Source organism: Gryllotalpicola protaetiae (assembly GCF_003627055.1).
GTDB lineage: Bacteria > Actinomycetota > Actinomycetes > Actinomycetales > Microbacteriaceae > Gryllotalpicola > Gryllotalpicola protaetiae.
Genome location: NZ_CP032624.1, coordinates 2,598,346 through 2,621,045, shown reverse-complemented (window position 1 = coordinate 2,621,045; position 22,700 = coordinate 2,598,346). Strand labels below are relative to the sequence as shown.

The following is a 22,700-nucleotide window of genomic DNA, read 5'->3' as shown; positions in this document are numbered from 1 at the left end:
CGTCGGATTTCGCGCCTGTCGGCGTTCCTGTTCCGCCCAGCGCGGCCCGTCGCTAATGTCACGCGTACGGGGGCACGCACGCACGCGCCCCTTCCTGTCGGAACAAGGAGCGCATCGTGACCACCGAGCCCGCCATCCCCGCTGAACCCTCGATCCCCGAGCCGAACCCGTCGTCGAGCTTCTTCAACCGCCTCGTCGCCGAGGCGCTCGGAACCCTGCTGCTGGTCGCCGGCGGCATCGGCACCGCGATTCTGGCCGCGAACTTCCCATCGGCCGCCCACAACTCGCTCGGCGTCGGGCACCTCGGGGTCGCGCTCGCGTTCGGTCTCACCGTCGTCGTCGGGGCGTACGCCTTCGGCCCGATCTCGGGCGGCCACTTCAACCCCGCCATCACCCTCGGCGTCGCTGCCGCCGGCCGGTTCCCGTGGAACGAGGTCGTCGGCTACATCGTCGCCCAGCTCGTCGGCGGCATCGTCGGCTCGTCGATCATCGCCGCCATCGCCTCGAGCAAGAGCGGATTCTTCGCCGCGGCCCGCGACGGCGGCTTCGCCTCGAACGGCTACGGCGACCACTCGCCCGGCCACTTCGGGCTCGGCGGCGCGATCATCGTCGAGATCGTCTTCACCGCGATCTTCGTCTTCGTCGTGCTCGGCACGACGGCGAAGATCGGCGCAGTCGGCTTCGCGCCGCTCGCCATCGGCCTCGCGCTCACGCTGATCCACCTGATCACCATTCCGGTCGACAACACCTCGGTGAACCCGGCCCGTTCGCTTGCGGCGGCGGTCTACGGGGGCGGCTGGGCGTGGGCCCAGCTGTGGGTGTTCATCGTCTTCCCGATCGTGGGCGGGCTGCTCGCGGGCTTCACCTACCGCCCATTGTTCGGCAAGACCTTCACCGCGGTCGCGTAGGCGCCCTGGCGCCCTGGCGCCGGTCGGCACCATACCTTCGGCGAGACAACACGTCGACTGGCTCCGCGACTCGGCCGGCGGCTCCGGCAGAGCCCTCGCGAGCACAGATCGCTCGACGCCGGCCGCGCGTCACTCCACCGACGCGACGCCATCCGGCAGCCGGCGCATCGTGCGCAGCGGCGAGAACAGCACGACGACCATCGGGGCGACGACAGACAGCCCGACCCCGAGCCACATCGTCGGCACGACGCCGAACCACCCGCCGAGCCATCCGGCGAGCGCGGCCGCGATCGGCATGACCCCCCACACGACGAAGCGGATCGACGCGTTCATCCGCCCCAGCAGCCGCGGCGGGCACAGCCGCTGCCGGAACGACACCTGCGCGATGTTGTAGTTCAGCACCGTGAAGCTGAACACGAACATGCCGCCGATGAGGAACGGGATCGCGGCGGTCGGGAACACCGCGGCGAGCATGAAGATCACACTGCCGATCCCGCTGGCGATCGCACTCCACACGATCAGCGAGCCCTCCCCCACTCGCCGCATCAACGACGGCGTCGCGAGCGCGCCGAGGATGCCCCCGGCCGCGCCGATGCCCTCGACGACGCCATAGACCGTCGGCGTGAAGTGCAGCTGTCGCAGCACGAACAGCGGCACCAGCGTCGTCATGAGCCCGTCGAAGAGGTTCATCGCGCCCGTGTTGATCGTGATGCGCGTCAGCAGATCGTGCGTGAAGACGAAACGCAGGCCCTCACCGATCTCGGCGAAGAGCGATGAGCTCTCGGATGCCTCACGCCTCGGCTCCTCGTCCCTGATCGTCGCCACCGCGATCATCGAGGCGACGTAGCCGAGGGCGGTCGCGAAGAGCAGCAGCGGCGCCTTGACGACGGCCAGCAGCGCGCCCGACAGAGCGGGACCGCCGACCCGCGCCACCTGCGCGCTCGTCTCGAGACCGGAGTTCGCGGGCGCGACGTGCTCAGAGATCACGAGCCGCGGCACGATGCTCTGATAGGTCACGTCGAAGAACACGGTCGCCCCGCCGACGACCGCCGCGACGGCGTACAACTGCCAGATGTGCAGCGCGCCGAGCAGCCACGCCGCCGGGATCGTCAGCAGAGCACCCGCACGCACGGCATCCGCCGTGATCATCACCCGCCGCTTGCGCATCCGGTCGACCCACGCGCCGACGGGGAGCCCGATCACGAGGAACGCGAGCTGCTGCGCGGCGGTCAGGAAGCCGACCTCCTGCGCGGTCGCGTGCAGCATGATGACCGCGATCACCGGGATCGCGAGCGTCCCGAGGTTCTCGCCGAGCTGGCTCAGGCTCTCGCCGACCCACAGCCTCCGGAAGTTCGGGTTGCGCCAGACACTGTGAAGGCGGGATGCCTCCGCCGAGGCATCCGCCGTCTCATTCGCCATCTACCCGGCCACCAGCTGTGTGGCGCCGCGATCGGCCTCGTCGAGATCGCCCGTCTCGCCTGCGCGCGCCGCGCGCCCGCCGACGACGAGCATGTACGCGAGGAACGCGAGCAGCGCGCCCGCGCCGATCAGCAGCTTCGCCCACACGGGCAGATGCGACGGCGTCACAAAGCCCTCGACGATTCCCGACACGAACAGCGACATCGTGAGCCCGATCGCGACGATGAAGAGCGCGCGGCCTTCCTCTGCGAGCGCGCGGCTGCGGGTGCGCGGGCCCGGTGCGACCCACGCCCAGAAGATGCGGAAGCCGGCAGCCGCCGCGACGAACACCGAGGTGAGCTCGAGCATGCCGTGCGGCAGCACGAACGAGAAGAACACGTCGCCCTTGCCGTAGGCGAACATCGCGGCGGCGTCGATGCCGACGTTGACCGCGTTCTGGATGATCACGAGCGCCGGGTAGATCCCCGTGATGCCGAAGGCGATCGCCTGCGCGGCGACCCAGGCGTTGTTGGTCCACACCTGGCCGGTGAAGCTCGCGGCGGGGTTCTCGCGGTAGTAGTCGACGAAGTCGCTGTCGACCAGCTTCTTGAGGTCGGCCTGGTTCGCGAGTGCGGCGAGCACGGCGTGGTCGCCGTTGATCCAGGCGGCGAGCAGCACCGCGATGCCGATGGTGGCGACGGCGACCGCGAGCGTCACCCAGCGCAGGCGGTACAACGCGGCGGGCAGCTGCAGCACGAAGAAGCGCGGCACCGCGCGCAACGGGTTGTCGGATGCCCCGGTGAAGCGCAGCCGCGCGCGCGACAGCGCAACCGACAGGCGTTCGCCCGGGATGCTTTCGCCCGCCGTCGACGCGATCGTCGACAGCTGCGCCGAGCCCGTCTGGAACAGCTCGATCAGCTCGTCGGCCTCGCGGCCGGTCAGTCGCCGCTTCGCAGCCAGGTGGGCCAGCCGTTCCCACTCGCCACGGTGGGCGGCGGTGTAGGCGTCGAGGTCCATCGTGCTTTGATGATAGCCATGGCCCAGGACGCGCCGACCGTCATCCCGCTCGCGGCGGGCAGGCGTGCCGACGAGGCCTCCGACGCCGTCGTCACCGGCGAGGCCGTCGCCCTCGCGGTGCGCCCGGCCGGGTTCCTATGGCGGGCCCTGTCCGGCGTCATCGACCTGGCGTGCTCGGTCGCGGTGCTGATCGGCCTGATCGTCATCATCACCTCCTTCGGCGACCGACTCGACAACGCCGTGCAGAACGCGCTGAGCGTCGTCGCCGTCGTGCTCGCGTTCCTCGCGTACCCGATCGTGTGGGAGGTCGCCTCGCACGGCCGCTCGGTCGGCCGCTTCGCCGTCGGCGCGCGCATCGTGCGCGACGACGGCGGCGCTGCAGGCACCCGCCATGCCTTCGTGCGGGCGCTTTCGGGAGTCGTCGAGATCTACGCGACCCTCGGCGGGCTCGCCGTGATCGTCGCCCTGCTCAACGGGCGCTCGAAGCGCATCGGCGACCTGCTGGCCGGCACCTACGCGCAATACGAGCGGGTGCCGGCGCTCACGCCGTCGCTGCTCGCAATGCCGCCGCAGCTCGCCGCATGGGCGCAGGTGGCCGACGTCGCCGCGCTGCCCGACCCGCTCGCGCGCCGGGTGAGCGCGCTCCTCGCCCAGCAGGCCAGGCTGTCGCCGCAGGCGCGCGCAGGGCTGTCAGCCGAGCTGGCGCGCGAGGTAGCGCCGTTCGTGCACCCGCTGCCCGCCGTCGACGCCGTGACGTTCCTCTGGGCGGTCTCGGCGGCGCGGCGTGCGCGCGAGGTGCGCACCCTCGACGGTGAGGCGCGCAGGCTCGCGGCTCTCACGCCGACGCTGGCGCGCCGGCCGAACGCCTTCCCCGACCGCTGACGGGCACTGCTGCGCCGATCGGCCGCCGGGCCGCGCGTCAGCCCGCGTTGCCGAGCGTCTGGTGCCGCACGACCTGCCAGCCGAGCGGCGCAGACAGCCGATCCGCGTGGTCGGCGCACAGGTCGAAGCCGTGCGGCGTCTTCACCGGCGCGAGCGGCCCCACGACGGCCATCGAGTCGGCGTAGACGTAGGTCAGAGTGGCGACCGCCTCGCGCTGACATGACGACTTGGAGCACTGACGGTCGAGCATGCCCCGAGACTACGCCAGGGTGCCGACGCGGGCCGTCGGCCTCGCCGAGCGCCAGGCACCCCGCGGGCCGGGGCGACGTAGGATTCGTGCATGCCCCGACCCCGCCGCGCGCAGCCCCCGGCCCCCGCCACGCGTCTCAACCGACACGGGCGGCGCGGGGTGCGCGGGCCGATCACCGGGCCGCACCTGCCGCTGCTGCAGGGGCGCATCGACTTCTTCGAGATGACGGTCGCATCGTGTGCCGACTATCTGAAGGGCCTGTGGCCGGACGCCTTGGGCGACGTCCGCTTCGAGATCGCCGCCGCCCCGGCCGGGGCACTCGGCCCCGAGGAGGTCGAGCGATGGGCGGTCGACGCCGGGCGCGGCCGCATCACGCTGTTCCGCGTGCCGATCGAGCGCCTCGCGAAGCTGCACCGCAACGACGAGCTGCACCGCCGCATGCTGATCGAGAGCTGCGTGTTCCGCGCGGTCGCCGAATACCTCGGCAAGGACCCGTGGGATCTCGCGCCCGACCGGTTCCGGCACTTCTGAGCCCATGGTCGCGGGTTATCGACGCGACTGACAGTTAGCGCGAATAGACCGTCAGGGCCGACGCGCTCGCGCCCGTCGGGTAGGCGACGTAGCCGGCGAGCTGACCAGGCGCCGAGTAGCCCACGGTGACGTAGAGCCCCTGGGCGTCGGTCGCCGTCAGGACGCCGCGCTGCGAGATCGGGCGCGAGATCGAGGCGCCCGCAGGCACGGCGACCGTGCTGCCGCCCGGCCCCTCGAGCTTCAACGTCACCGCGGCGCTCGTCGGATTCACGAAGTGCAGGAAGGCGGCGGGCCCGGGTGCGAGCGGGATCGCGATCGGCCCAGTGAGCGGCTGAGCGGCGGCGTACCATGCGAAATCCGACCCGGCAGCGGCATCCGTCGTCGTCGAGTGCACCGCGGCCACCACGGGCTCAGAGCTTTCCACGGTCACGGTGTAGGTGCCCTTCGCGAGCTTGTCGAGCGGCACCTCGGAGACGACGCCGTGGGTGACGGTGACGGTCGAGGCGGTGCCCGTGCCGCTGGCGCCCTCCGGCTTGACCCCGATGGTCAGCTTCGCGTTCTTGCCGCCGATCGGCAGCACGCGCAGCACCGGCACTCCACCGCCCGTGTCGGTTCCCGCGGTGCCCGCGCCTTGGGCCGCGGGCACCACGACCGCCCCTGGCACCACCACATGCTTGGACGGCGGCGCGGTCGGCCCCACGAAGTCGACACCCTGCGGTGTCACACCGGTGATCTCGGACTCCTGCAGCGCGGCGCTCACGGTACCGCCGGTGCTCGTCACGTGAACGACCGTCGCGCGCGCGTTCGGTGCGAGCCCCGAGAGCGGCACGGCGTGCTGGGTGTGCGGCTGCACGACGATTCCGCGGCCACCTGCTGCTGCGGCCTTCCCCTGCTCGAAGTACACGTCGATGCTCACGGTCGCGGCGACGTCGCCGGGGTTCGTGAGGATCACAAGGGTCGTCGCACCGAGCGAGGTCGCGCCGCCGACGAGCCACTGCTCGAAGTCGGGCTGTGCGCAGTTCGCCGCCGCCAGGCCGCGCAGATCGGCCGAGTTCGCGCTGTACGACTGCGCGGCGGCGAGCAGCGGCTCATGCTGCGCGCTGGACGCCGGCTGCTGGAAGGCCCCGGGGCCGGCGCCTCCGCCCGTGACGTCGGCGGCGGTCAGCTCGATCGATGCCGGCGACGAGCCGTCGCCGCCGGAGACCACGGTGGGCGCGCCGAGCGCGGACAGGCCCGAGGTGGACGCGCTCGACCCGAGCGCCAGCACCGGGCCGGGGCAGGCGACGGTCGCCGCCGCCGGCACGGGGGTGACGGTGCGTGACACGGGCTGCGCCTGGGCGCTCGGCAGCGGCAGCGTGAACGCGGCCACGGCCACCGCGGCGCTCGCGGCCAGTCCGGCTGCACCGGCGAGCACGCGCACGCCTGCGCGGGTCAGCGTCGTTCTGCGATCGGTCGCCACGGCTCAGGCCTCCTCGTCGTGGCCGCCGACGGCGGCGTAGGCGGGCTCGAGCCCCTCGTCCGGTTGTGGCTCGAGGGCCGCGGGTGCGCCGACCTCGGCATCCGCATCGGGCTGATCCGATGCCTCACCGTCGGTCGCACCGCGCGCAGGCGCCGCCCCGCCCGGGCCGCTCCGGCCGTTCTTCGGGCGGCGAGGTCGCCGCCGCGGCGCTGCGGTGTTGCCGATCGGAATCGCGAGGAGTGCGAACACCCCGAACACGACGACGAGCATCAGCACGATGAGCGGCTGCTGCCATCCGCCCGGGTCGGCAGGCACCGCGATCGGCGTGACGTCGGCGGCAGTGCTCCAGAGCGTGCCGGCCGCGGTGGTGCCGACGCGCGCGAGCAGCGCGTTCCCGTCCAGCGCGGTCGCGGCGCGATCACCGAACGAGCGGGCGCTGAGACCGGGCGAGGCGCCCGTGTGCAGGAACACGAAGCCGATTCCGAAGCGCGACAGGTCGTCGGATGCGTCGTAGCCGCTGCGTGAGACGAGATTCACCGCGAGATGGGCGAGGGCGCTGTCGCTCGGCGAGAGCTCGGGGTCGGTCGACGCCACGGTGCTCTGCTGATCGAGCGTGTCGCCCGAGCCGTGCACGATGCCGGCCGTCACGGTGCCCTGCGACACCGGGGTGACGACGAGCGTCGCGGTGCGCGGCTGAGAGGTCGCCTCCGCGATGACATAGGCGGGCAGCTGCCCGGCCGGGTTCGCGATCACCGCTGCGCCGCCGAACACGCCGACGAGGGCGAGCGGCACGATCGCGAGCAGCGCGCCGATGGACGCGACCCACGCCGGCGTGACGGAGAACCGCCCGAGCCCGGCGAGCGCGAACAGCGCGGCGCCGGTCAGACCGAGCCAGTACAGGCTGAGGCCGGAGCCGGTCCACAGCCCGACAGCGTGATCGCCGGAGACCTGCAGAGCGGTCTGCGCGCACAGCAGCGCGGTCGCGAGGCCGAGGAACGCGCCGAGCAGGGCGCCCGCGGTGCGCACGCTGGGGCGCAGGAACAGTGCGGCGAGCGCGAGCAGCGCAAGCGGAGCGACGAGCACCGTGAGCACGACGGCCACGACACCCGCCGGCCAGCCGAGGGAGTCCGCGAAGGAGTTCCACCCGCCGGTCGCGCCGCCGGGGAACCCGAGCATCAGCTGCCAGGTCGACGCCGAGTCGCCCGGCACGGGCACGCCGGGGTCCGCGAAGATGCGCACGGGGGTTCCCGCGGCGAGTTGGGCGAGCGCGAGCGGCAGGAACAGCGCGATCGCGGGCAGCGGGACGAACAGCGCGCGGAAGACGCTGCGTCCGCTCGCTGCTGTCCACAACAGCCACGCGATCGCGAGCGCGGGCACGAGCGACGGCGCGCACGCGGCGACCGCCGCGGCGAGCAGCGCAGTCGCACCTGCGGCCGACCACGAGCGCCGTGCGGTCACGGCGGCGAAGATCAGCCAGGGCAGCAGCACGTGCGCGAGGACGGCGGCGGGGCGCCCGTCGGCGAGCGCGGCGAGCAAAGGCGGCGCGAACGCCCAGGCGAGACCGAAGAAGGCGCGGATGCCTGCGCGGCGGGTGAACCGCGCGGCGAGCAGCCACGCGCCGATGGCCCCGAGCGGCATCGCGGCGAACCACACCACGACGAGCGACAGCGAGGGCTGCCAGAAGGTCAGCGTCCCGAGCAGGGCGAGCACGGCCTGGAACGGGTCGCTCGGCCCGACGAATCCGACCCCGACGTCGCGCCAGCCCCAGCCGACACTCGCCCACAGGTGCCCAACCGAGTCGTTCAGCGGCAGCAGGCCGCCGCCGCCCAGCGTGCTCGCGCCGAGCAGCCGGCCGCTGATGGCGACCGAGCCGGCGAGGGCGGCCAGCAGCACCCAGCCGCCGCCCGAGCCGAAGAAGTCCAGCTCGCGCCACTCTCCGTGCGCTGCGGTCATGGCGGCCTCGCGGGCGAGCATCCGCCTGCGTCGCAATTCTGATGGCGGCAGGCGCAGCGGCGCGATCACGGCCCAGCCGGCCCGTTTCGAGTGCGCGACATTGCGCCGGGCTGCGGCGAGGTGGCCGTCGGCGAACGCGGCTTGGAACGCGGCGGCGAGCTCGCCGCCGACGGCGCCCGGGCGCTTGCCGATCAACCACAGGATCGCGCGGGCGATGCCGAGGGGAACGAGCGTGAGCCAGTGCAGCACGAGTGCGGCGCCCGGGGCGTAGGCCATGCGCCGATGGAGCTGCGCGACCCGGCGCTGCCGGTGGCCGACCCGCTCGGCCCCAGTGCGCTGCGAGAGCCGCGGGCCGACGACGCCGTCGCCCCCGATGGCGAGCCGCGCACCGGGGGCGACCACGACGCGGTGCCCCGCGAGGCGCACGCGCACGCAGAAGTCGAGGCCGCCGTCGACGACGGGCAGAGCCTGATCGAGGCCGCCGGCCTCGGTGTAGACGCTGTGGCGCACGAGCATGCCCGCCTCGTGCACGCCGAGGACGTCGGAGGTGCCGTCGTGCTGGCCCTGGTCGAGTTCGTCCTCGACGAGCGGAACGGTGGCGCCGAACCTCGTCATGGTGACGCCGAAGCCGCGCAGGCGGGCACGATCGTCCCACTCGACGAGCTTCGGGCCGGCGACGGCGACCGAGGGCGACACCTCGCCCACGGCGAGCAGCTGCTCCAGGGCGGCGGGCTCAGGCGCGGTGTCCTGGCCGAGCAGCCAGAGCCACTGCTCGGAGTGGACGGGCGCGTCGAGGGCTCTGACAGCGGCCGCGACGGCGGCCGGGAAGCTCAGCTTCTCTTTGGTGGCGAGGTGCTGCGTTGGGACGAATGCGGCGACGGCGGGGGTCACGTCGCCGTCGGAGCCGGTCTCGATCACCACGACGGAATCGGGACGGCGGGTCTGTGCGCGAAGCGACTCCAGTGTGCGCTGCACACGCGCCGACCCGTTGCGGACGACGATGATGGCGGTGACTGTCTGAAGCATCGCGGTCAGCCTAGGTAGCCGAGAGCCTCACCCCGGGAGCGACTCGCGCCGCCGCGAAATCAACCAGCCCGTCGGCGCAGCTTGCGGCGTTCGCGCTCGGAGAGGCCGCCCCAGATGCCGAAACGCTCGTCGTTCTGCAGCGCGTATTCGAGGCACTGCGCGCGCACCTCGCACGAGGTGCAGATCTTCTTGGCGTCTCGGGTCGAGCCGCCCTTCTCCGGGAAGAACGCTTCGGGGTCGGTCTGCGCGCACAGCGCGTCGGACTGCCAGGCGAGGGCGTTCTCGTCTTCATCGACGTCGGCTCGGCGGACGCCGGGCACCCCCAGTCGTACAGGATCGACAAACCAGTCGTCCGGCACTGCGGAGCGATAAGCGTCAGTCATCGGTCTCCCTTTCCCCACCTGCTGCCGGTCGCGCCCGTCCGGCGCTTGACCAATTACACCCGTGTAATTCGCTCCGCGTCAAGTCGCGAATCGTAAAGGCAGACAGATCGCTCGCGTGGCCCGGGCGTGTCGCGTGTCGCGAAATTAATCGAATTGACGCCAAACGATGTCCACCCCCCAATGGGCGTCACACCCGAATCGGTCGCACCCGCGCGGGGGTAGACGAGTCGGCAGGCGGGCCGGGCGGCTATGCGCCGAACGCGACCCCCGTCGTCGCGAGGAACAGCTCTCCCGCTCCGCGCACCGTGAGCTCCTGCTCATCAGGCGTGATGTAGACCGCTTGGCCGCGGGCGAGCGAGAGACCGCCGGCCTGACCGGCGAGTTCCAGCGTGCCTTCCGTCGCGAGGGCGATCGCCGGTGCGCCGGGACGGAGCCTCACGGCATCCGTCTCTGTGCCCACCGTCGCGTGCACCAGTGCGAAGTCGGGCACGTCCGGCCGGAACACTTCGACGCCCGGGGCGAGCTCGACCGCGTCGAGCAGCGGCGCGGGCAGGGGCGTGAAGTCGAGCACGCGCGCGAGTTCGGGCACGTCGATGTGCTTGGGAGTGAAGCCGCCGCGCAGCACGTTGTCGCTCGCGGCCATGAGCTCGATGCCGAGGCCGGCGAGATACATGTGGATGTTCCCCGCCGGCATGTAGAGCGCCTGGCCCCGCACGAGGCGGACTCGGTTGAGCAGCAGCGAGATCACGATGCCGGCCTCGCCCGGGTACGCATCGCTCAGGGTGATGACCGTCTCGAACGGCAGCAGGGCGGGGTCGAGCGCGTCGACGCTCTCGAAGTCGTCCGAACCGCATTCGGCGAGCACGAGGCGCGCGGCGCGCACGGTCTCTGCCACGAGCTCGGCGACCTCTCCCCCGCCGGTCAGCAGCCAGGTCACCGCGTCGCGCAAAGCCGCGCCGTCGTCGGGCGCAGCTGAGAGCCGGTCGCCGAACTCGGCAAGTCGCGCCGCCGGCGCGTCGGCGCCGCGGGCCGCGCCGATCAGCCGCACGAGATCGCTCGCGACGGCTGCGCGGCTGCGGAATCCGCACAGGGCGTGGAACGCATCGGAGAGCGCGAACAGCATCTCGGGCTTGTGGAACGGGTCCTTGTAGTTGCGATGCGCGGCGTCGACGGGCACACCGGCCGCGTTCTCGCGGGCGAAGCCCTCGGCCGCCTGCGCGGGCGACGGGTGCGCCTGCAGCGAGAGCGGCGCGCCGGCGGCGAGAACCTTGAGCAGGTAGGGCAGGTGGGGCGCGACGCCCGCCGCCTGGTCTGCGGCGACCAGCTCGGGGCCGAGCGCCGATTGGGGGTCCGCCGCGATCCACGCCGCGAGGTCGGGCGCGGGCGAGCCGCCCTCGATGCGCGCGGGCGAGCCGGCATGCGCGCCGAGCCACAGCTCGGCCTCCGGGTCGCCGGACGGCGCGCGGCCGAGCAGCCGGGCGATCGCGGTCAGCGAGCCCCAGGCGTAGTCACGGGGGGTGTTGTCGATCCGCACAAACATCCGGGGCGCTCCTCGCGTCATCACGTCAGCAAAGCCACACCAGGCTACCGACCTGTCCAGCCCCGCCCGTAGCGTTTGCTGTGACCACCCAGCAGCAATGGAGCTCACCGGACATGACCGTCGAAACCGCACCCGCCACCGTCTTCGAGCCGCTCGCCGCGGACTTCTATGGATTCGCCAACGAGCTGACGGATGCGGAGAAAGCCGCCCTCGCACGAATCCGGGCGCACCTCGCCGCCGAGGTCAAGCCGCTCATCACCGAGAACTGGGAGAAGGCGGCCTTCCCGTTCGAGATCATCCCCGGACTGCACGAGCTCGGCGTCGCCGCCTTCGCGTGGGACGAGACGAAGCCGTTCCCCAACTCCGCCGTCTTCCGCGGCTTCGCCGCCCTCGAGCTGGCGCGCGTCGACGCCTCCGTCGCCACCTACGTCGGCGTGCAGAACGGGCTCGCCGCCGGTTCCGTCTCTCTCTGCGGCAGCGCCGAACAGCGCGCATACTGGCTGCCGAAGCTCGCCTCCGGCGAGATCATCGGCTCCTTCGGCCTCACCGAGCCGCTCTCGGGCTCCGACTCCGCGCAGGGCCTGCGCACGACCGCCCGGCACGAGGACGGCCCCGACGGCGGCCATTGGGTGCTCAACGGCTCGAAGCGATGGATCGGCAACGCGACGTTCGGCGACATCACCGTGATCTGGGCGAAGGACGAGGCAGACAAGCAGGTCAAGGGATTCATCGTGCCGAACGACACCCCCGGCTTCGTCGCCACCAAGATCGAGAACAAGACGGCGCTGCGCATCGTGCAGAACGCCGACATCACGCTCACCGACGTCATCGTGCCCGACGCGAACAAGCTCGTGAACGCGAACTCCTTCCGCGACACCGCGAAGGTGCTGCGGCAGACCCGCGCCGAGGTCGCCTGGTGCGCCGTCGGCATCGCGGTCGGCGCTTATGAAGCAGCGGTCGCCTACGCGAAGGAGCGCATGCAGTTCGGCAAGCCGATCGCCGCGCACCAGCTCGTGCAGGACCTGCTCGTCAAGTCGCTCGGCAACATCACGGCGTCTCTCGCACTGGTGGTGCAGGTGTCGCGGATGCTTGACGCGGGCGTGCAGCGCGACGAGCACTCGGCCCTCGCGAAGGCGTTCGCCACCGCCCGCATGCGCGAGAGCGTCGCCTGGTGCCGCGAGTCCATGGGCGGCAACGGCATCGTGCTCGACAACGACGTGGCCCGCTTCTTCGCGGACGCCGAGGCGATCTACTCCTACGAGGGCACCCGCGAGATGAACACCCTGATCGTGGGCCGCGCGATCACGGGCGAGGCCGCGTTCGTATAGTCCTGAGCCTGGACGCCAGGATTCCCACCGCGCCGATTGCAGCCCATCACACGAGGGTGTAGCCGACGCTGAGCGCGTCGTAGGTGCGTCTGGCGCGGGCATCTCGCGTCAGCAGGCGCAGCCCATGGTGCTGTGCCGTCGCACCGATGAGCCCGTCGTAGATCGCCCCGCCCGAGACTCCGGCTTCGGAGGCCCGGCGAATGAGCTCGCGGTGGGCGGGTGGGGGCAATGACACCGCCGTCCACGCGAGGCGGTCAAGGGCTTCGGCGGCTGAAGCCGCGCTGATACGGTGCCCGACGGGCAGCCGTGTCAGCACACTGAAGCTCTCGACGAGAACATGCGCCGGCACCGAGGTCACGGCGGAAACGGCCTCGCGGGCCGCGACGTGGGCCACGTGCCAGGGCAGCAGCGCCGGAATCAGCACGCTCGTGTCACAGGTCGACGTCATCGCCGCGTCGACTCGAGCGTCGCGCGAACGGCCTCGTCGCTCAGCCCCGCCACGTCGCCTCGCGGCACGATCACCGGGAGACCATCGCGGGACTCCACCGAAACCTCCAGGGGAGCGAACTCGATCTCGATGCGGCCGTCGGTGAACGACACGTCGACCGCAACGCCCGGGGTCAGCCCCATCGCGTCACGCACGGCCTTCGGCACAACGAGCCGGCCGGCAGAGTCGATGGTAGCAAGCATGGCAAAACGCTACCATTCGACCTCCCTTCGATGGGTCTCGGCACTTCGCGCAGCTCCTCGGCCATCGGCAGACGGCCCGCCGATACCCTTGGACGCATGACGAACCCGGTCGCGCGGCTGCACCCCGCTGCAGGCATCCTCGCGACTCTGTCGTTCTTCACCGTGTTCGCCGGTGATTTCTGGCGCAATCTGATCGGCTGGCCCGCCTATCTCGCGCTGGCGGGCGTGCTCGCGATCGCCAACGTGGTCTGGATCTTCATCGCCCGCCCGCAGCTGACTTTTCGCAAGTGGCCGAAGATGCTGCTGCTGTTCGTGGCGCTCGCGATCGCGTCGATCGCCTGGGCGCGCTACGAGGGCGTGAGCGGCCCCGGCGGGCACGTCGATGTGACGCTCGGCGTCGCCGCCCTGCTCGCGGCCGGCGTCGCGGGCCTCGCGCCCGCGCTGATCCTGAACCAGCGGCTGCTCGTCAAGGTGCTGAGCAGTGCGCTGCGCTGGGTGCTGGGACTGTCGCTGCTGTTCGAGCTGGTCGTCGCGCTGTTCGTGCGGCATCCGATCCTGCCGCTCATGCGCGTCGCGGGTGTCGACTACACGGGCAAGGTGCCCGGCGCGTTCTACTGGAGCCGCAACGATCTGCTGCACGGCGGCCCGATCCAGGGCATCGTCGGCAACGCCGACCTGCTCGCCATGTGCGCGCTCATCGGCCTGATCGTCTTCTCGCTGCAGCGGGCCGACCGCATCTCGCGGCCGTTCTGGGGCTGGTTCTGGATCGTGCTCGCCGCGGTCGAGCTCGCCCTCACCCGCTCGGCGACCGTGCTCGTCGCGACTGCCGCGACCGCCGTGGTGCTCGGCTTCGCGCTGTGGGCGCGCGCGCGTTCTCAGAAAGGCCGGGGGCCGCTCTACCTCAGCGCGCTGCTGCTGCTCGTCGTAGTCGTCGGCGGCGCACTGACCGCATGGCATGAGTTCACGGCCCTGTTCGGCAAGTCGCCGACGCTGACCGGCCGCACCGACATCTGGAACGCGGTGATCCCGCTCGCACAGCAGCACCCCGTGTTCGGCTGGGGCTGGCTCGGCTACTGGGTGCCGTGGGCGAAGCCGTTCGACGGACTCGCTGTGCGGCACGGTGTGCAGTACCTGCAGGCGCATAACGCGTGGCTGGATGTCTGGCTGCAGCTCGGCATCGTCGGCGTCGTCGTCTTCGCGCTGCTCGCCGTGACGACCCTCGGTCGCGCGTGGTTCATGGCCGTCGACCGGCCGATGCTGGATGCCTCTGGCAGGCATCCGTTCACCGCTGTCACGCTGCTGCCCCTGCTCGTGTTCGCCGCGCAGCTGGTGCAGTCGCTGGCCGAGAGCCGGCTGCTGCTCGAGAGCGGGTGGGCTCTGCTCGTGGTGTGGTCGGTGACGACGAAGGCGAGCCGCCCGTGAGCCGTGGGGGCGGCTGGCGGGCGTTCGAGGAGCCGCTGCGCAACTTCTTCGGCTCGGGGCGGTTCGCGAACTCGCTGTCGCTCGTGATCGTCGGGGCGGCGTTCTCGACCTTCGCGATCCTGAGGGTCGTGGGGTGGCCGGGCCTGGTCGGCGCGCTCACCACCATGGTCGTGCTCGCGACCGTGTCATTCGTCGCACGCCGCGGCCGGCACGACTCGCATGGACTGCTGCCGATCTCGCTGATCGTCTTCGTCGGCTGGTGCACGATCAGCGTGTTCTGGAGCGAGAACCCCGCGACCACGATCGCCTCGTCGCTGTACCAGTTGGCGTGGGCCTATCTCGCGATCTATCTCGCGATGGTGCGTGACACGATCCAGGTCGTGCGCGTGGTCGGCGACGTGCTGCGGTTCCTGCTCGCAGGCTCGCTGGCGCTCGAGGTGTTCAGCGGCCTCGTCGCGTCGGAGACCGTGCACTACCTCGGAGTGAGCGGAACGATCGCGCACTTCGGGCCGATCCAGGGCATCTTCGGGAGCCGCAACGCGCTGGCGCTGATCTCGGTGATCGCGTTGGTGACGTTCTTCGTGGAGTGGCGGACGCGGTCGGTGACCCGTGGCCGGGCGGCGCTGTCTCTGCCTCTCGCCGCGATCAGCCTTGCGTTGTCGCGATCGCCGGTCGCCGTCGCGGTGATCGCCCTGGTCGTCGTCGCGGCGCTCTTCCTCACGCTGCTCCGCAGCATCAGGGACGAGCGGCGGCGGTTCTCTGTGCAGGTGACGCTGGCCGTCGTGTCAGCGGTCGCGGCGGCGGCGGCCTGGGTGCTGCGCGACCCGATCATCGGGCTGCTCGACGCGCGCAGCATGCTCAACGTGCGGCACGCGCTGTGGATCCAGATCTGGGATTTCAGCAGGCAGAACCCGCTCGTCGGGTGGGGCTGGACGGGCATCTGGCGCGGCGACGAGTTCCCGTTCTCGCTGATCAACGCGTATGCGAGCACGCCGCAGTCGAACGGCCTCAACGCCTATCTCGACGTGCTGCTGCAGCTCGGCTGGGTGGGCGTGCTCGTGTTCGGGGTGCTCGTGGTGCTGGCGCTCGGGCGGTCGTGGCTGGTGGCCTCGAACAAGCGGTCCGTCATCCACACCTGGACGCCGCTGGTGCTGCTCGCGTTGCTCGCGACGTCGGCGACCGAGTCGGTCGCGCTTGTCGACTATGGGTGGGTTCTACTCGTGATCTGCACGGTGAACGCATCCCAGAACATGAGCTGGCGGAGTGCTGTGCCCGGGCCGTCGCTGCCCACGCGCGGCCCCCTGTAAGGGGGCCGCGCCCTGATCGTTGTTTTCTGCCACTCTGACGACTGAGCAGCACGTGCTGCACGCAGGGGGTGTGCAGTGATCAGATCGACCGGGCTCGCGGCCGCGCTGACCGCCGTCGCGGTCGCGATCGCGCTCGTGGCGCCGACACGCGCAGCGGCCGACGAGACGGCCGGCGCAGACCTCGTCGGCGCGTTCGACAGCGCGGCATTCGTGGCAGGCGAAGGCGTTGTGCTCTCTGGCTGGGCCATCGACCTCAACGCACCGCAGGCGGCGAACAGCTTCATCGACCTCACCTGGTCGGACGGAAGCCAGACCCGCGACCATTCGACCGAGTACTACCACGTGAGCGACCCGCGTCCCGATGTGGCCGCTGCCTACCCGGCTGCAGGGCCGGATCATGGCTTCTCCTGGGTGTGGGGGCTCCCTGGGCCGGGGACCTACACGTTCTGTCTATCGGTGGGCTCGTTGGTCACCTCGTACTTCGGACCAGACCACGACAAGTACTTCGAGAAACCGCTCGGATGCCGGTCTCTCACAGTGCCAGACGAGGTGTTCACCGGAGCGATCGACCAATTCGGGCCGAACCCGGCTGGGCCGGGATTCGTCCTCACGGGGTGGGCTGCCTCGAACTACGGGCTCCTGGGCATGATCACAGACTCCACCGGAACGCACGAGGGTCCCTACATCGGTGACGCGACCTTGACGATCATCCCGGACGACGGCAGCGCGCCGATCACGGAACCCGACTTCGGCTTCAACACGACAACGGTTCGCGCCGACGCGCCGCAGCAGCCCGCACGGAACTTCAGCGTGACCCTTCCAGGAGACGCGACGCGGAACATCGCCGGGACCTACCAGGTGTGCGTGAGCATGTCGAACTCCGCCGGACCGCCCGACGTGCACCTTCAGATCGCGTGCGCCTCGACCCACCTGCTCGCATTCAAGGCGAGCACGGTAGTTCCGGCAACGCCGATCCTGCTCGGGCAGACGGTCGCACCGGCCTCGGTGGCCGTCTTTCCCACCGAGGTCAGCACCGGCATGCAGTGGACAGTCGACGGCATGCCGGTCTCGGCCACCTCCTCGCTCCCGATCTCTGACTCCTATGTCGGCCACCAGGTCGACGGGTGGGAATGGGTCGCAGCGCCTGGCTACGTGAGCGCGTCGTTCGAGGTCGCGGGCGGCACCGCCTCGATTCCCGGAGTCACCACCGTGCGCGCCGCGGGAGCAGACCGCTATGCCACGTCTGTGGCGATCTCACAGCAGGAGTTCCCGGATTCCGCGGCGGGGACTCAGATGGTCTACCTCGCCTCCGGGGCAGGGTTCGCCGACGCCATCTCTGCGGGGCCGGCCGCCGCGGCCGCGAATGCGCCACTGCTGCTCACGGCGCCGGACGCCATCCCTCCGACGGTGCTGGACGAGCTGCGCAGGCTGCACCCCGCACAGATCGTGATCGTCGGGGGTACGGCATCGATCTCGACGGATGCCGCGGCTCAGGCGGCCGGCGTCGCACCAGTGACCCGAATCGCCGGCGCGGACCGCTACGCGACGTCGATCGCCGTCGCCGACTTCGCCTTCCCCGACGGCGCCGGCAGCGCGTTCGTCGTCAGCGGTGCGGCGTTTCCAGACGCGCTCTCGGCCGGTGCCGCAGCGGCAACGACGCACGGGCCGGTCCTGCTGACCACGCCCGAGACATCGCCGGTCGTCGCGGCGCTCACAAGCGCGCTCGGCTCATTGGGGGTGAAATCGGCGACGATCGTCGGCGGCACGAGCGCCGTCGACGCCGGGGTGCAATCCGCCATCGCCGCCGTCATCCCCGTGACGCGGCTGGCCGGCGCCGACCGGGACGCGACCTCGCAGGCGGTGGCCACCGCGTTCGCGAGCGCGACGACGGTCTACCTCGCGAGCGACGCAGGATTCCCTGACGGCCTTTCCGGCTCGGCGGCGGCGGGGCACGCCGCGGACCCCCTCATCGTCACCGGAGGTGGCTGCATTGATCCGGCGGTCATCGACAGGATCGTCGCGCTTGGCGCCAGCACGGTCGTGGTCGTCGGCGGCTATTCCTCGCTGGAGGTCGCGATCGACCGACTGCTCGCCTGCTAGGCCTGCTGAACCAGATCGCGCATGACGTCGAGCCAGCCCTGGCTGGCGTAGCGCGCGTACAGACCGCGAAGAGCAAGCTCCACCACACGCGGGATACGAGCGAGGCGGATGCCCGGCAGGCCGGCCCGCGCGCGCTCGAAGTCGGCCTTGGCGCGAAGCCGCGCGACGAGCTCTGCCTGCTGGCCTGAGGCCTGCGCCCAGTCGGCAAGATCGGCGAACTTGCGAGCGAGCTTCTCGTTGCGGTCGCCCCTCGGCTGCAGCATCCGCCCCACGCGATAGCGCAGAGTCGGCTCGTTGACACCGATCTCGTTCCTGCCGTGCTGGCGGTAGTCGACGGTCTGCTCGCGCAGCACCCGCAGGCCACCGCGCAGCGCCGCCATGACCGCGAGCCACTCATCGTGGACCCAGCTGTCCGGGAACGGGAGGGCGGTCTCGAGCAGTTCGCGCCGGAAGACCACCGTCGCGCCGGTCGCGAGGTTCCGGCGCAGTAGCGCCGCAAGCGGGTCGGAGGAGGCGATCGTCCGAAGCTCGGACTCGGTCACGCCGAGGCTCTCGAAGAGACCAAGATCCAAAGGCGCGCCGTCCCCGTCGACCAGGCGCGCGTCCGTGAAGAGCAGCAGCGCTGCCGCGTCGGCCGCGAATACCGCCGCCGCCCGCGCGAGCTTGTCGGGGTGCCAGACGTCGTCCTGGTCGCTCAGCGCGATCAGCTCGCCCGTGGTGGCCGTGATCGCGCCCTCGAAGTTCTTCGTGACACCAAGCGCGGGGCGGTTCTCGATCCAGCGCACCACCGGCCTGGCATTCGCCCCCTCGATGCCCCCGCGGGCAACCGCAACTGTGCCATCGCTCGAGTCGTCGTCCGAGACGATGAGCTCGGCGGGCGCCGTGGACTGCGACAGGATGCTGGCGAGCTGAGTCGCGAGGAAACGGCCACCATTGTGTGTGCACAGTGCAACACTGAAGATCGGCCGCGCCGCACTCTCGGCTGCGGGCATCTCAGTCCGACAGCCGTTCGTCTGGGCGGGACGGCGCCGGGTAGCGCAGGTAGCTCAGCCGCGCGTTCTCGCGGCGCGAGCGGGTGATGCCGTCGAGGGTGAAGCCGAGCAGTAACGTCAACGCCGCGAGGATGGCGAGAGACGACGCGAGAACAGCCGACGGGAATCTGGTGATCGTGCTGGTCTCGAAGAACTCGACGATCACCGGGATGCCGACCACGAGAGCAACGGCGAAGACGACGGCTCCAACGATGCTGTGGAACAGGACCGGTCGCTCGTGGCGGACGAGCTGCACGATCAGGCTGAGGATCTTGATGCCGTCGCGATACGTGTTGAGTTTGCTCTCGCTGCCCTCTGCACGATCCTTGAAGCCGACCGTGATCTCGGTCTGCGGCACCCTCAGGCTCGACGAATGGACGGTCAGCTCCGTCTCGATCTCGAACTCGCGCGATACCGCGGGGAACGACTTGACGAACCGTCGGGAGAACACGCGGTATCCGCTCAGCATGTCGGTGACCCGCGTGCCGAAGATCGAGCTGACGAGGTTGTTGAATGCGCGGTTGCCCGCCTCGTGGCCCGGACGGTAGGCGGTCTCGCTCACCTGCTCGCGCACGCCGAGAACATGGTCGAGGGGCCCCTCGAGCAACGCGTCGATCATCTTCGGAAGGGCGCTCGCGTCATAGGTGTCGTCGCCGTCGACCATCACGTAGATGTCCGCATCGATGTCGGCGAACGCGCGCCGCACCACGTTGCCTTTGCCCTTGACAGTCTCGTGGCGGACGATCGCCCCCGCCTCGAGCGCGCGCTCAGTGGTCGCGTCGTTCGAGTTGTTGTCGTAGACGTAGATGTCCATGCCTGGAACGGCCGCACGCAGGTCGGCCACCACCTTGCCGACGGCGACCTCTTCGTTGTGACAGGGGACGATGGCTGCGATCTTGAGGTCGTCGTACATGGGGTGCGTGGCTCCAGAGCAGGCGGACTCGCCCGCGTGGCGAGATCGATCGCTGATCAGCTTAATCGACGAGGTAGACCGCGCCTCGCCGGCGCGTCAGCGGGTGAGCCTGCGAACAGCCTTGCGGACCACCGTGACCGGCCCTCCGTTGCGCAGGTAGAACGCGACGAGCGAGAGGTCGTGCATCAGCCCGCGGCGCCTGCGCGGCTTGCGTGCGTTCGGCCGCTCTGCGGACACCCGGCCCGAGGCGACCAGGTCGGGCGCGTGCCGGCCGGCCGCGACGAATGCGGTCAGCGGCTCGAGCACGGCCTCCCAGTAGAAGCGCTGGCGGACCCGCGCGACATTCCTCTTGGCGGTCGCGGCGAAGCGCTCGTCGAACAGCACCTTGTCGAGTGCAGCCGTCAGCCCCTCGAGGTCTTCGGCGCCGACGACGATGCCTAGCTTCTCGCGTTCGACCAACTCGGCGAAGTGATCGCCCGCGGTGACGACCATCGGCAGCCCGCCCCAGAGGTAATCGAGGATCCGAGTGCGAAACGAGAATGTCGTCTCGACGTGAGCGAAATGTGTGCTGACGCCGGCATCCGCCTCGGTGAGATAGTTCTGCCGGTCGGCGTAATCGACCCACGAGTCGTTGAAGAAGACGTTCTTCCCAAGCGCTCCTAGCTCGGCGGCAAGCGCGCGCGACTCGGCGACGATCTGCATCTCCGGAACGCCGGGATGCGGGTGCTTGGTGCCCTGGAAGAGGAGGCGTACCTGGGGTCGTGTCTCCGCGAGGGCCGCGACTGCGCGGATGAGCGTCTTCGGATCGAACCAGTTGTACAAGCCGCCGCCCCACAGCAGCACCTTGTCGTCTTCGCCGATCCCGGGTACGACCCCCTTGAGAACGGCGCGCTCGTGCACAGGAGGCGTCGACGACAGGCCGAACGGCACAACGTCGATCAGCTGAGTCAGATCAGGGTCGTTTTCGTAGACCTTCGGGTTCAGTCGGCCCAATGCAGCGAGCTGGCCCAGGTAGAAGTGCCGCTGGCGCTCGGATGCGCAGAGGAAGAAATCCCCGCGCTCGAGCTGCTCATTGAGGACATCCGTGGCGTCGCTGACGTGCCGCGTCCATTCCGCCTCGCCCAGCTCGCGGCTCTGCTCGAGCTGCTCGAGGTGCATCGGGTCGTAGATGTCGGCCACGATGATCTTGCTGCTCTTGCGCAGCACGTCGAACAGCGCCATCGCGAGCCCCTGGAACACGATGACGTCGCTGTCCGCCTCGAGCCGGCGCATCGCGCGCTCGTCACCCGGGCGCACATGCTCGAGCGCGAACGGCGCGTCGCGCTCCTCGACCCGGGCGAGCGAGACGAGCGTCACCACGTTGTCGCGCGAAAGGGCCTCGGCCATCGCCCACGCCCGGATCGCCGGGCCGGCCATCTTCGTGCCGATCGGGTCGCCCGTGATGATCAGCACCCGTGTGGCTTGCGGCTGCTCGAACACGGGGAATGCCTCGGTGAGGGCAGAGTAGCCCTCCAGATAGCTGTCCTCGCTGGCCGCCGGCACATCCTGCTCGCCGAAGAGGTGTCGCATTCGGGCATCCGTCACGACCCGGTCGCGTTGAATCGACTCGCGGGACTGCCGCAGCGAGTCCAGGTTCTCGACGAACTGATCGATCGCGTAGGCACCGGCGAGGAGATCGCGGGAAACGGGGGCGACCCTGTCGTCGCTGCCCCCTCTGACGAGCTCGAGTTCGGCGGAATCCGCCCCAGCCCGGACGGTCGAGCGCCGGATGGCGAGCGCCATCGCGGGCGCTAGGGTGCGCGCGAGCGACTCGTCGTCGAGGTTCTTGTACAGGGTGTAGAGAGCGTTGCGCTCGAGGAGGAACTGCTCCTTGAAGCGACCGTACGACTCCATCGACGCGTGGTGCTTGTGGAACGCGAGCGACGCGGGCTCGTACACGAACCGATAGCCGAGCAGGTTCAGCCGCCAGCCAAGATCGACATCCTCGAAGAACATGAAGTAGCGCTCGTCAAAACCGCCGAGACGATCGAAGACGTCGCGCCGCACGAACATCGCCGAACCGGTGCCGAACAGCACGTCGTGGGTCCCCGGCTCACACTTCGGCACCGCTTCGCCGGTGAGCGGCTTGTAGCCCATCCCGTACCAGGTGAGACCTGCCTCGACGAAGTCGACGTTCTTGCCCTCCCAATCGAGGACACGGCTCGCGACCGCTCCGACGCGCGTGTCGGCCGCGAAGCGGTCGACAGCGGCGGCGATCCAGTTCTCGTCCGGGCGAGCATCGTTGTTCAGGAATGCGAGGTACTGGCCGGTCGCCGAGCGCACGCCCAGGTTGCACCCACCCGCGAACCCGAGATTGGTCTTGGATTCCACCAGCACAATGTCGCCCGCTTCTGCCTTGAGCCGTTCGAGACTGCCGTCGCCCGAAGCGTTCTCGACGACGACGATCTCGAGGCCCGGCCACCCCAGCTCGCGCAAGCGGGAAACGGCGTGCAGGGTGTCGTCGACTCCGCGGAAGTTCACGAGAACGACCGAGACCGTCCCTAGGGAAGCTGTGGCAGTCAT

General features: G+C 70.4%; 19 protein-coding genes. 7 read left to right on the top strand and 12 right to left on the bottom strand.

From position 1 onward, the window contains the following. Nucleotides 1-116 precede the first annotated feature (116 nt). Complete coding sequence (gene aqpZ, locus D7I44_RS12690; RefSeq protein WP_342768580.1) at nt 117-908, top strand: aquaporin Z; 792 nt, start codon at nt 117-119, stop codon at nt 906-908. Between the two features lie 129 nt (nt 909-1,037). On the opposite strand, the gene D7I44_RS12685 is transcribed toward aqpZ, so the two are convergent. Continuing rightward, entirely contained in the window at nt 1,038-2,327 is a 1,290-nt protein-coding gene (locus D7I44_RS12685) for an MFS transporter (protein ID WP_120789828.1), read from the bottom strand. After that, nucleotides 2,328-3,323, bottom strand: a complete 996-nt coding sequence (locus tag D7I44_RS12680) for a stage II sporulation protein M (RefSeq protein WP_120789827.1) — start codon at nt 3,321-3,323, stop codon at nt 2,328-2,330. It lies immediately after the preceding gene. 18 nt (nt 3,324-3,341) lie between these two features. On the opposite strand from D7I44_RS12680, the gene D7I44_RS12675 reads away from it, so the two are divergent. Next, nucleotides 3,342-4,205: an RDD family protein gene (locus tag D7I44_RS12675; protein WP_120789826.1), complete on the top strand. Its 864-nt coding sequence runs from the start codon at nt 3,342-3,344 to the stop codon at nt 4,203-4,205. A gap of 37 nt (nt 4,206-4,242) precedes the next feature. Here the strand turns inward: D7I44_RS12675 and D7I44_RS12670 are convergent, their stop codons facing one another. Beyond that, nucleotides 4,243-4,455 carry a DUF3499 family protein gene (locus D7I44_RS12670; protein ID WP_120789825.1) on the bottom strand — a complete coding sequence of 71 codons (213 nt, stop codon included), beginning with the start codon at nt 4,453-4,455 and terminating at the stop codon, nt 4,243-4,245. A gap of 90 nt (nt 4,456-4,545) precedes the next feature. Here D7I44_RS12670 and D7I44_RS12665 point away from each other — a divergent pair, with 90 nt between their 5' ends. After that, the gene (locus D7I44_RS12665) at nt 4,546-4,986 is read left to right on the top strand and encodes a metallopeptidase family protein (protein WP_120789824.1); all 441 of its coding nucleotides are present in this window, start codon (nt 4,546-4,548) and stop codon (nt 4,984-4,986) included. Between the two features lie 34 nt (nt 4,987-5,020). Here D7I44_RS12665 and D7I44_RS12660 read toward each other — a convergent pair whose 3' ends face one another. From D7I44_RS12660 to manA, 4 genes are all read right to left on the bottom strand, one after another. Beyond that, nucleotides 5,021-6,445, bottom strand: a complete 1,425-nt coding sequence (locus D7I44_RS12660; protein ID WP_120789823.1) for a DUF5719 family protein — start codon at nt 6,443-6,445, stop codon at nt 5,021-5,023. Nucleotides 6,446-6,448: 3 nt separating this feature from the next. Continuing rightward, nucleotides 6,449-9,424, bottom strand: a complete 2,976-nt coding sequence (locus D7I44_RS12655; RefSeq protein WP_120789822.1) for a glycosyltransferase family 2 protein — start codon at nt 9,422-9,424, stop codon at nt 6,449-6,451. 59 nt (nt 9,425-9,483) lie between these two features. Beyond that, complete coding sequence (locus tag D7I44_RS12650) at nt 9,484-9,807, bottom strand: WhiB family transcriptional regulator (RefSeq protein WP_120789821.1); 324 nt, start codon at nt 9,805-9,807, stop codon at nt 9,484-9,486. Nucleotides 9,808-10,054: 247 nt separating this feature from the next. After that, nucleotides 10,055-11,347, bottom strand: a complete 1,293-nt coding sequence (manA, locus tag D7I44_RS12645) for a mannose-6-phosphate isomerase, class I (protein ID WP_120789820.1) — start codon at nt 11,345-11,347, stop codon at nt 10,055-10,057. Nucleotides 11,348-11,460: 113 nt separating this feature from the next. Between manA and D7I44_RS12640 the strand changes: the two genes are divergently transcribed. Continuing rightward, nucleotides 11,461-12,675, top strand: coding sequence for an acyl-CoA dehydrogenase family protein (locus tag D7I44_RS12640; RefSeq protein WP_120789819.1), 1,215 nt, complete (start codon nt 11,461-11,463; stop codon nt 12,673-12,675). Nucleotides 12,676-12,721: 46 nt separating this feature from the next. On the opposite strand, the gene D7I44_RS12635 is transcribed toward D7I44_RS12640, so the two are convergent. After that, the gene (locus D7I44_RS12635; RefSeq protein WP_120789818.1) at nt 12,722-13,123 is read right to left on the bottom strand and encodes a PIN domain-containing protein; all 402 of its coding nucleotides are present in this window, start codon (nt 13,121-13,123) and stop codon (nt 12,722-12,724) included. Then, nucleotides 13,120-13,365, bottom strand: coding sequence for an AbrB/MazE/SpoVT family DNA-binding domain-containing protein (locus tag D7I44_RS12630; protein ID WP_120789817.1), 246 nt, complete (start codon nt 13,363-13,365; stop codon nt 13,120-13,122). The genes D7I44_RS12635 and D7I44_RS12630 overlap by 4 nt, the downstream gene beginning before the upstream one ends. Nucleotides 13,366-13,461: 96 nt before the next feature. On the opposite strand from D7I44_RS12630, the gene D7I44_RS12625 reads away from it, so the two are divergent. From D7I44_RS12625 to D7I44_RS12615, 3 genes are all read left to right on the top strand, one after another. Continuing rightward, nucleotides 13,462-14,787, top strand: a complete 1,326-nt coding sequence (locus tag D7I44_RS12625; RefSeq protein ID WP_120789816.1) for an O-antigen ligase family protein — start codon at nt 13,462-13,464, stop codon at nt 14,785-14,787. Next, nucleotides 14,784-16,094, top strand: coding sequence for an O-antigen ligase family protein (locus D7I44_RS12620; RefSeq protein ID WP_245979600.1), 1,311 nt, complete (start codon nt 14,784-14,786; stop codon nt 16,092-16,094). The genes D7I44_RS12625 and D7I44_RS12620 overlap by 4 nt, the downstream gene beginning before the upstream one ends. Nucleotides 16,095-16,169: 75 nt before the next feature. Next, nucleotides 16,170-18,194 carry a cell wall-binding repeat-containing protein gene (locus tag D7I44_RS12615; protein WP_120789815.1) on the top strand — a complete coding sequence of 675 codons (2,025 nt, stop codon included), beginning with the start codon at nt 16,170-16,172 and terminating at the stop codon, nt 18,192-18,194. Here the strand turns inward: D7I44_RS12615 and D7I44_RS12610 are convergent. From D7I44_RS12610 to D7I44_RS12600, 3 genes are all read right to left on the bottom strand, one after another. Further along, nucleotides 18,191-19,186 (bottom strand): glycosyltransferase family 2 protein, encoded by a 996-nt coding sequence (locus D7I44_RS12610; RefSeq protein WP_120789814.1) that lies wholly within the window; start codon nt 19,184-19,186, stop codon nt 18,191-18,193. The genes D7I44_RS12615 and D7I44_RS12610 overlap by 4 nt on opposite strands. A 1-nt stretch (nt 19,187) precedes the next feature. Further along, nucleotides 19,188-20,138 (bottom strand): glycosyltransferase, encoded by a 951-nt coding sequence (locus D7I44_RS12605; protein ID WP_120789813.1) that lies wholly within the window; start codon nt 20,136-20,138, stop codon nt 19,188-19,190. A gap of 96 nt (nt 20,139-20,234) precedes the next feature. Then, on the bottom strand, nt 20,235-22,700 hold the full coding sequence (locus tag D7I44_RS12600) for a glycosyltransferase (RefSeq protein ID WP_120789812.1): 2,466 nt from the start codon (nt 22,698-22,700) through the stop codon (nt 20,235-20,237).

What these genes read in the sequence shown, in the direction of transcription:
- D7I44_RS12685 (WP_120789828.1), bottom strand. Translation starts at nt 2,327, where the DNA reads ATGGCGAATGAGACGGCGGATGCCTCGGCGGAGGCATCCCGCCTTCAC.
- D7I44_RS12680 (WP_120789827.1), bottom strand. Translation starts at nt 3,323, where the DNA reads ATGGACCTCGACGCCTACACCGCCGCCCACCGTGGCGAGTGGGAACGG.
- D7I44_RS12675 (WP_120789826.1), top strand. Translation starts at nt 3,342, where the DNA reads ATGGCCCAGGACGCGCCGACCGTCATCCCGCTCGCGGCGGGCAGGCGT.
- D7I44_RS12670 (WP_120789825.1), bottom strand. Translation starts at nt 4,455, where the DNA reads ATGCTCGACCGTCAGTGCTCCAAGTCGTCATGTCAGCGCGAGGCGGTC.
- D7I44_RS12665 (WP_120789824.1), top strand. Translation starts at nt 4,546, where the DNA reads ATGCCCCGACCCCGCCGCGCGCAGCCCCCGGCCCCCGCCACGCGTCTC.
- D7I44_RS12655 (WP_120789822.1), bottom strand. Translation starts at nt 9,424, where the DNA reads ATGCTTCAGACAGTCACCGCCATCATCGTCGTCCGCAACGGGTCGGCG.
- D7I44_RS12650 (WP_120789821.1), bottom strand. Translation starts at nt 9,807, where the DNA reads ATGACTGACGCTTATCGCTCCGCAGTGCCGGACGACTGGTTTGTCGAT.
- manA (WP_120789820.1), bottom strand. Translation starts at nt 11,347, where the DNA reads ATGTTTGTGCGGATCGACAACACCCCCCGTGACTACGCCTGGGGCTCG.
- D7I44_RS12640 (WP_120789819.1), top strand. Translation starts at nt 11,461, where the DNA reads ATGACCGTCGAAACCGCACCCGCCACCGTCTTCGAGCCGCTCGCCGCG.
- D7I44_RS12635 (WP_120789818.1), bottom strand. Translation starts at nt 13,123, where the DNA reads ATGACGTCGACCTGTGACACGAGCGTGCTGATTCCGGCGCTGCTGCCC.
- D7I44_RS12630 (WP_120789817.1), bottom strand. Translation starts at nt 13,365, where the DNA reads ATGCTTGCTACCATCGACTCTGCCGGCCGGCTCGTTGTGCCGAAGGCC.
- D7I44_RS12625 (WP_120789816.1), top strand. Translation starts at nt 13,462, where the DNA reads ATGACGAACCCGGTCGCGCGGCTGCACCCCGCTGCAGGCATCCTCGCG.
- D7I44_RS12610 (WP_120789814.1), bottom strand. Translation starts at nt 19,186, where the DNA reads ATGCCCGCAGCCGAGAGTGCGGCGCGGCCGATCTTCAGTGTTGCACTG.
- D7I44_RS12605 (WP_120789813.1), bottom strand. Translation starts at nt 20,138, where the DNA reads ATGTACGACGACCTCAAGATCGCAGCCATCGTCCCCTGTCACAACGAA.
- D7I44_RS12600 (WP_120789812.1), bottom strand. Translation starts at nt 22,700, where the DNA reads ATGACTGCCACAGCTTCCCTAGGGACGGTCTCGGTCGTTCTCGTGAAC.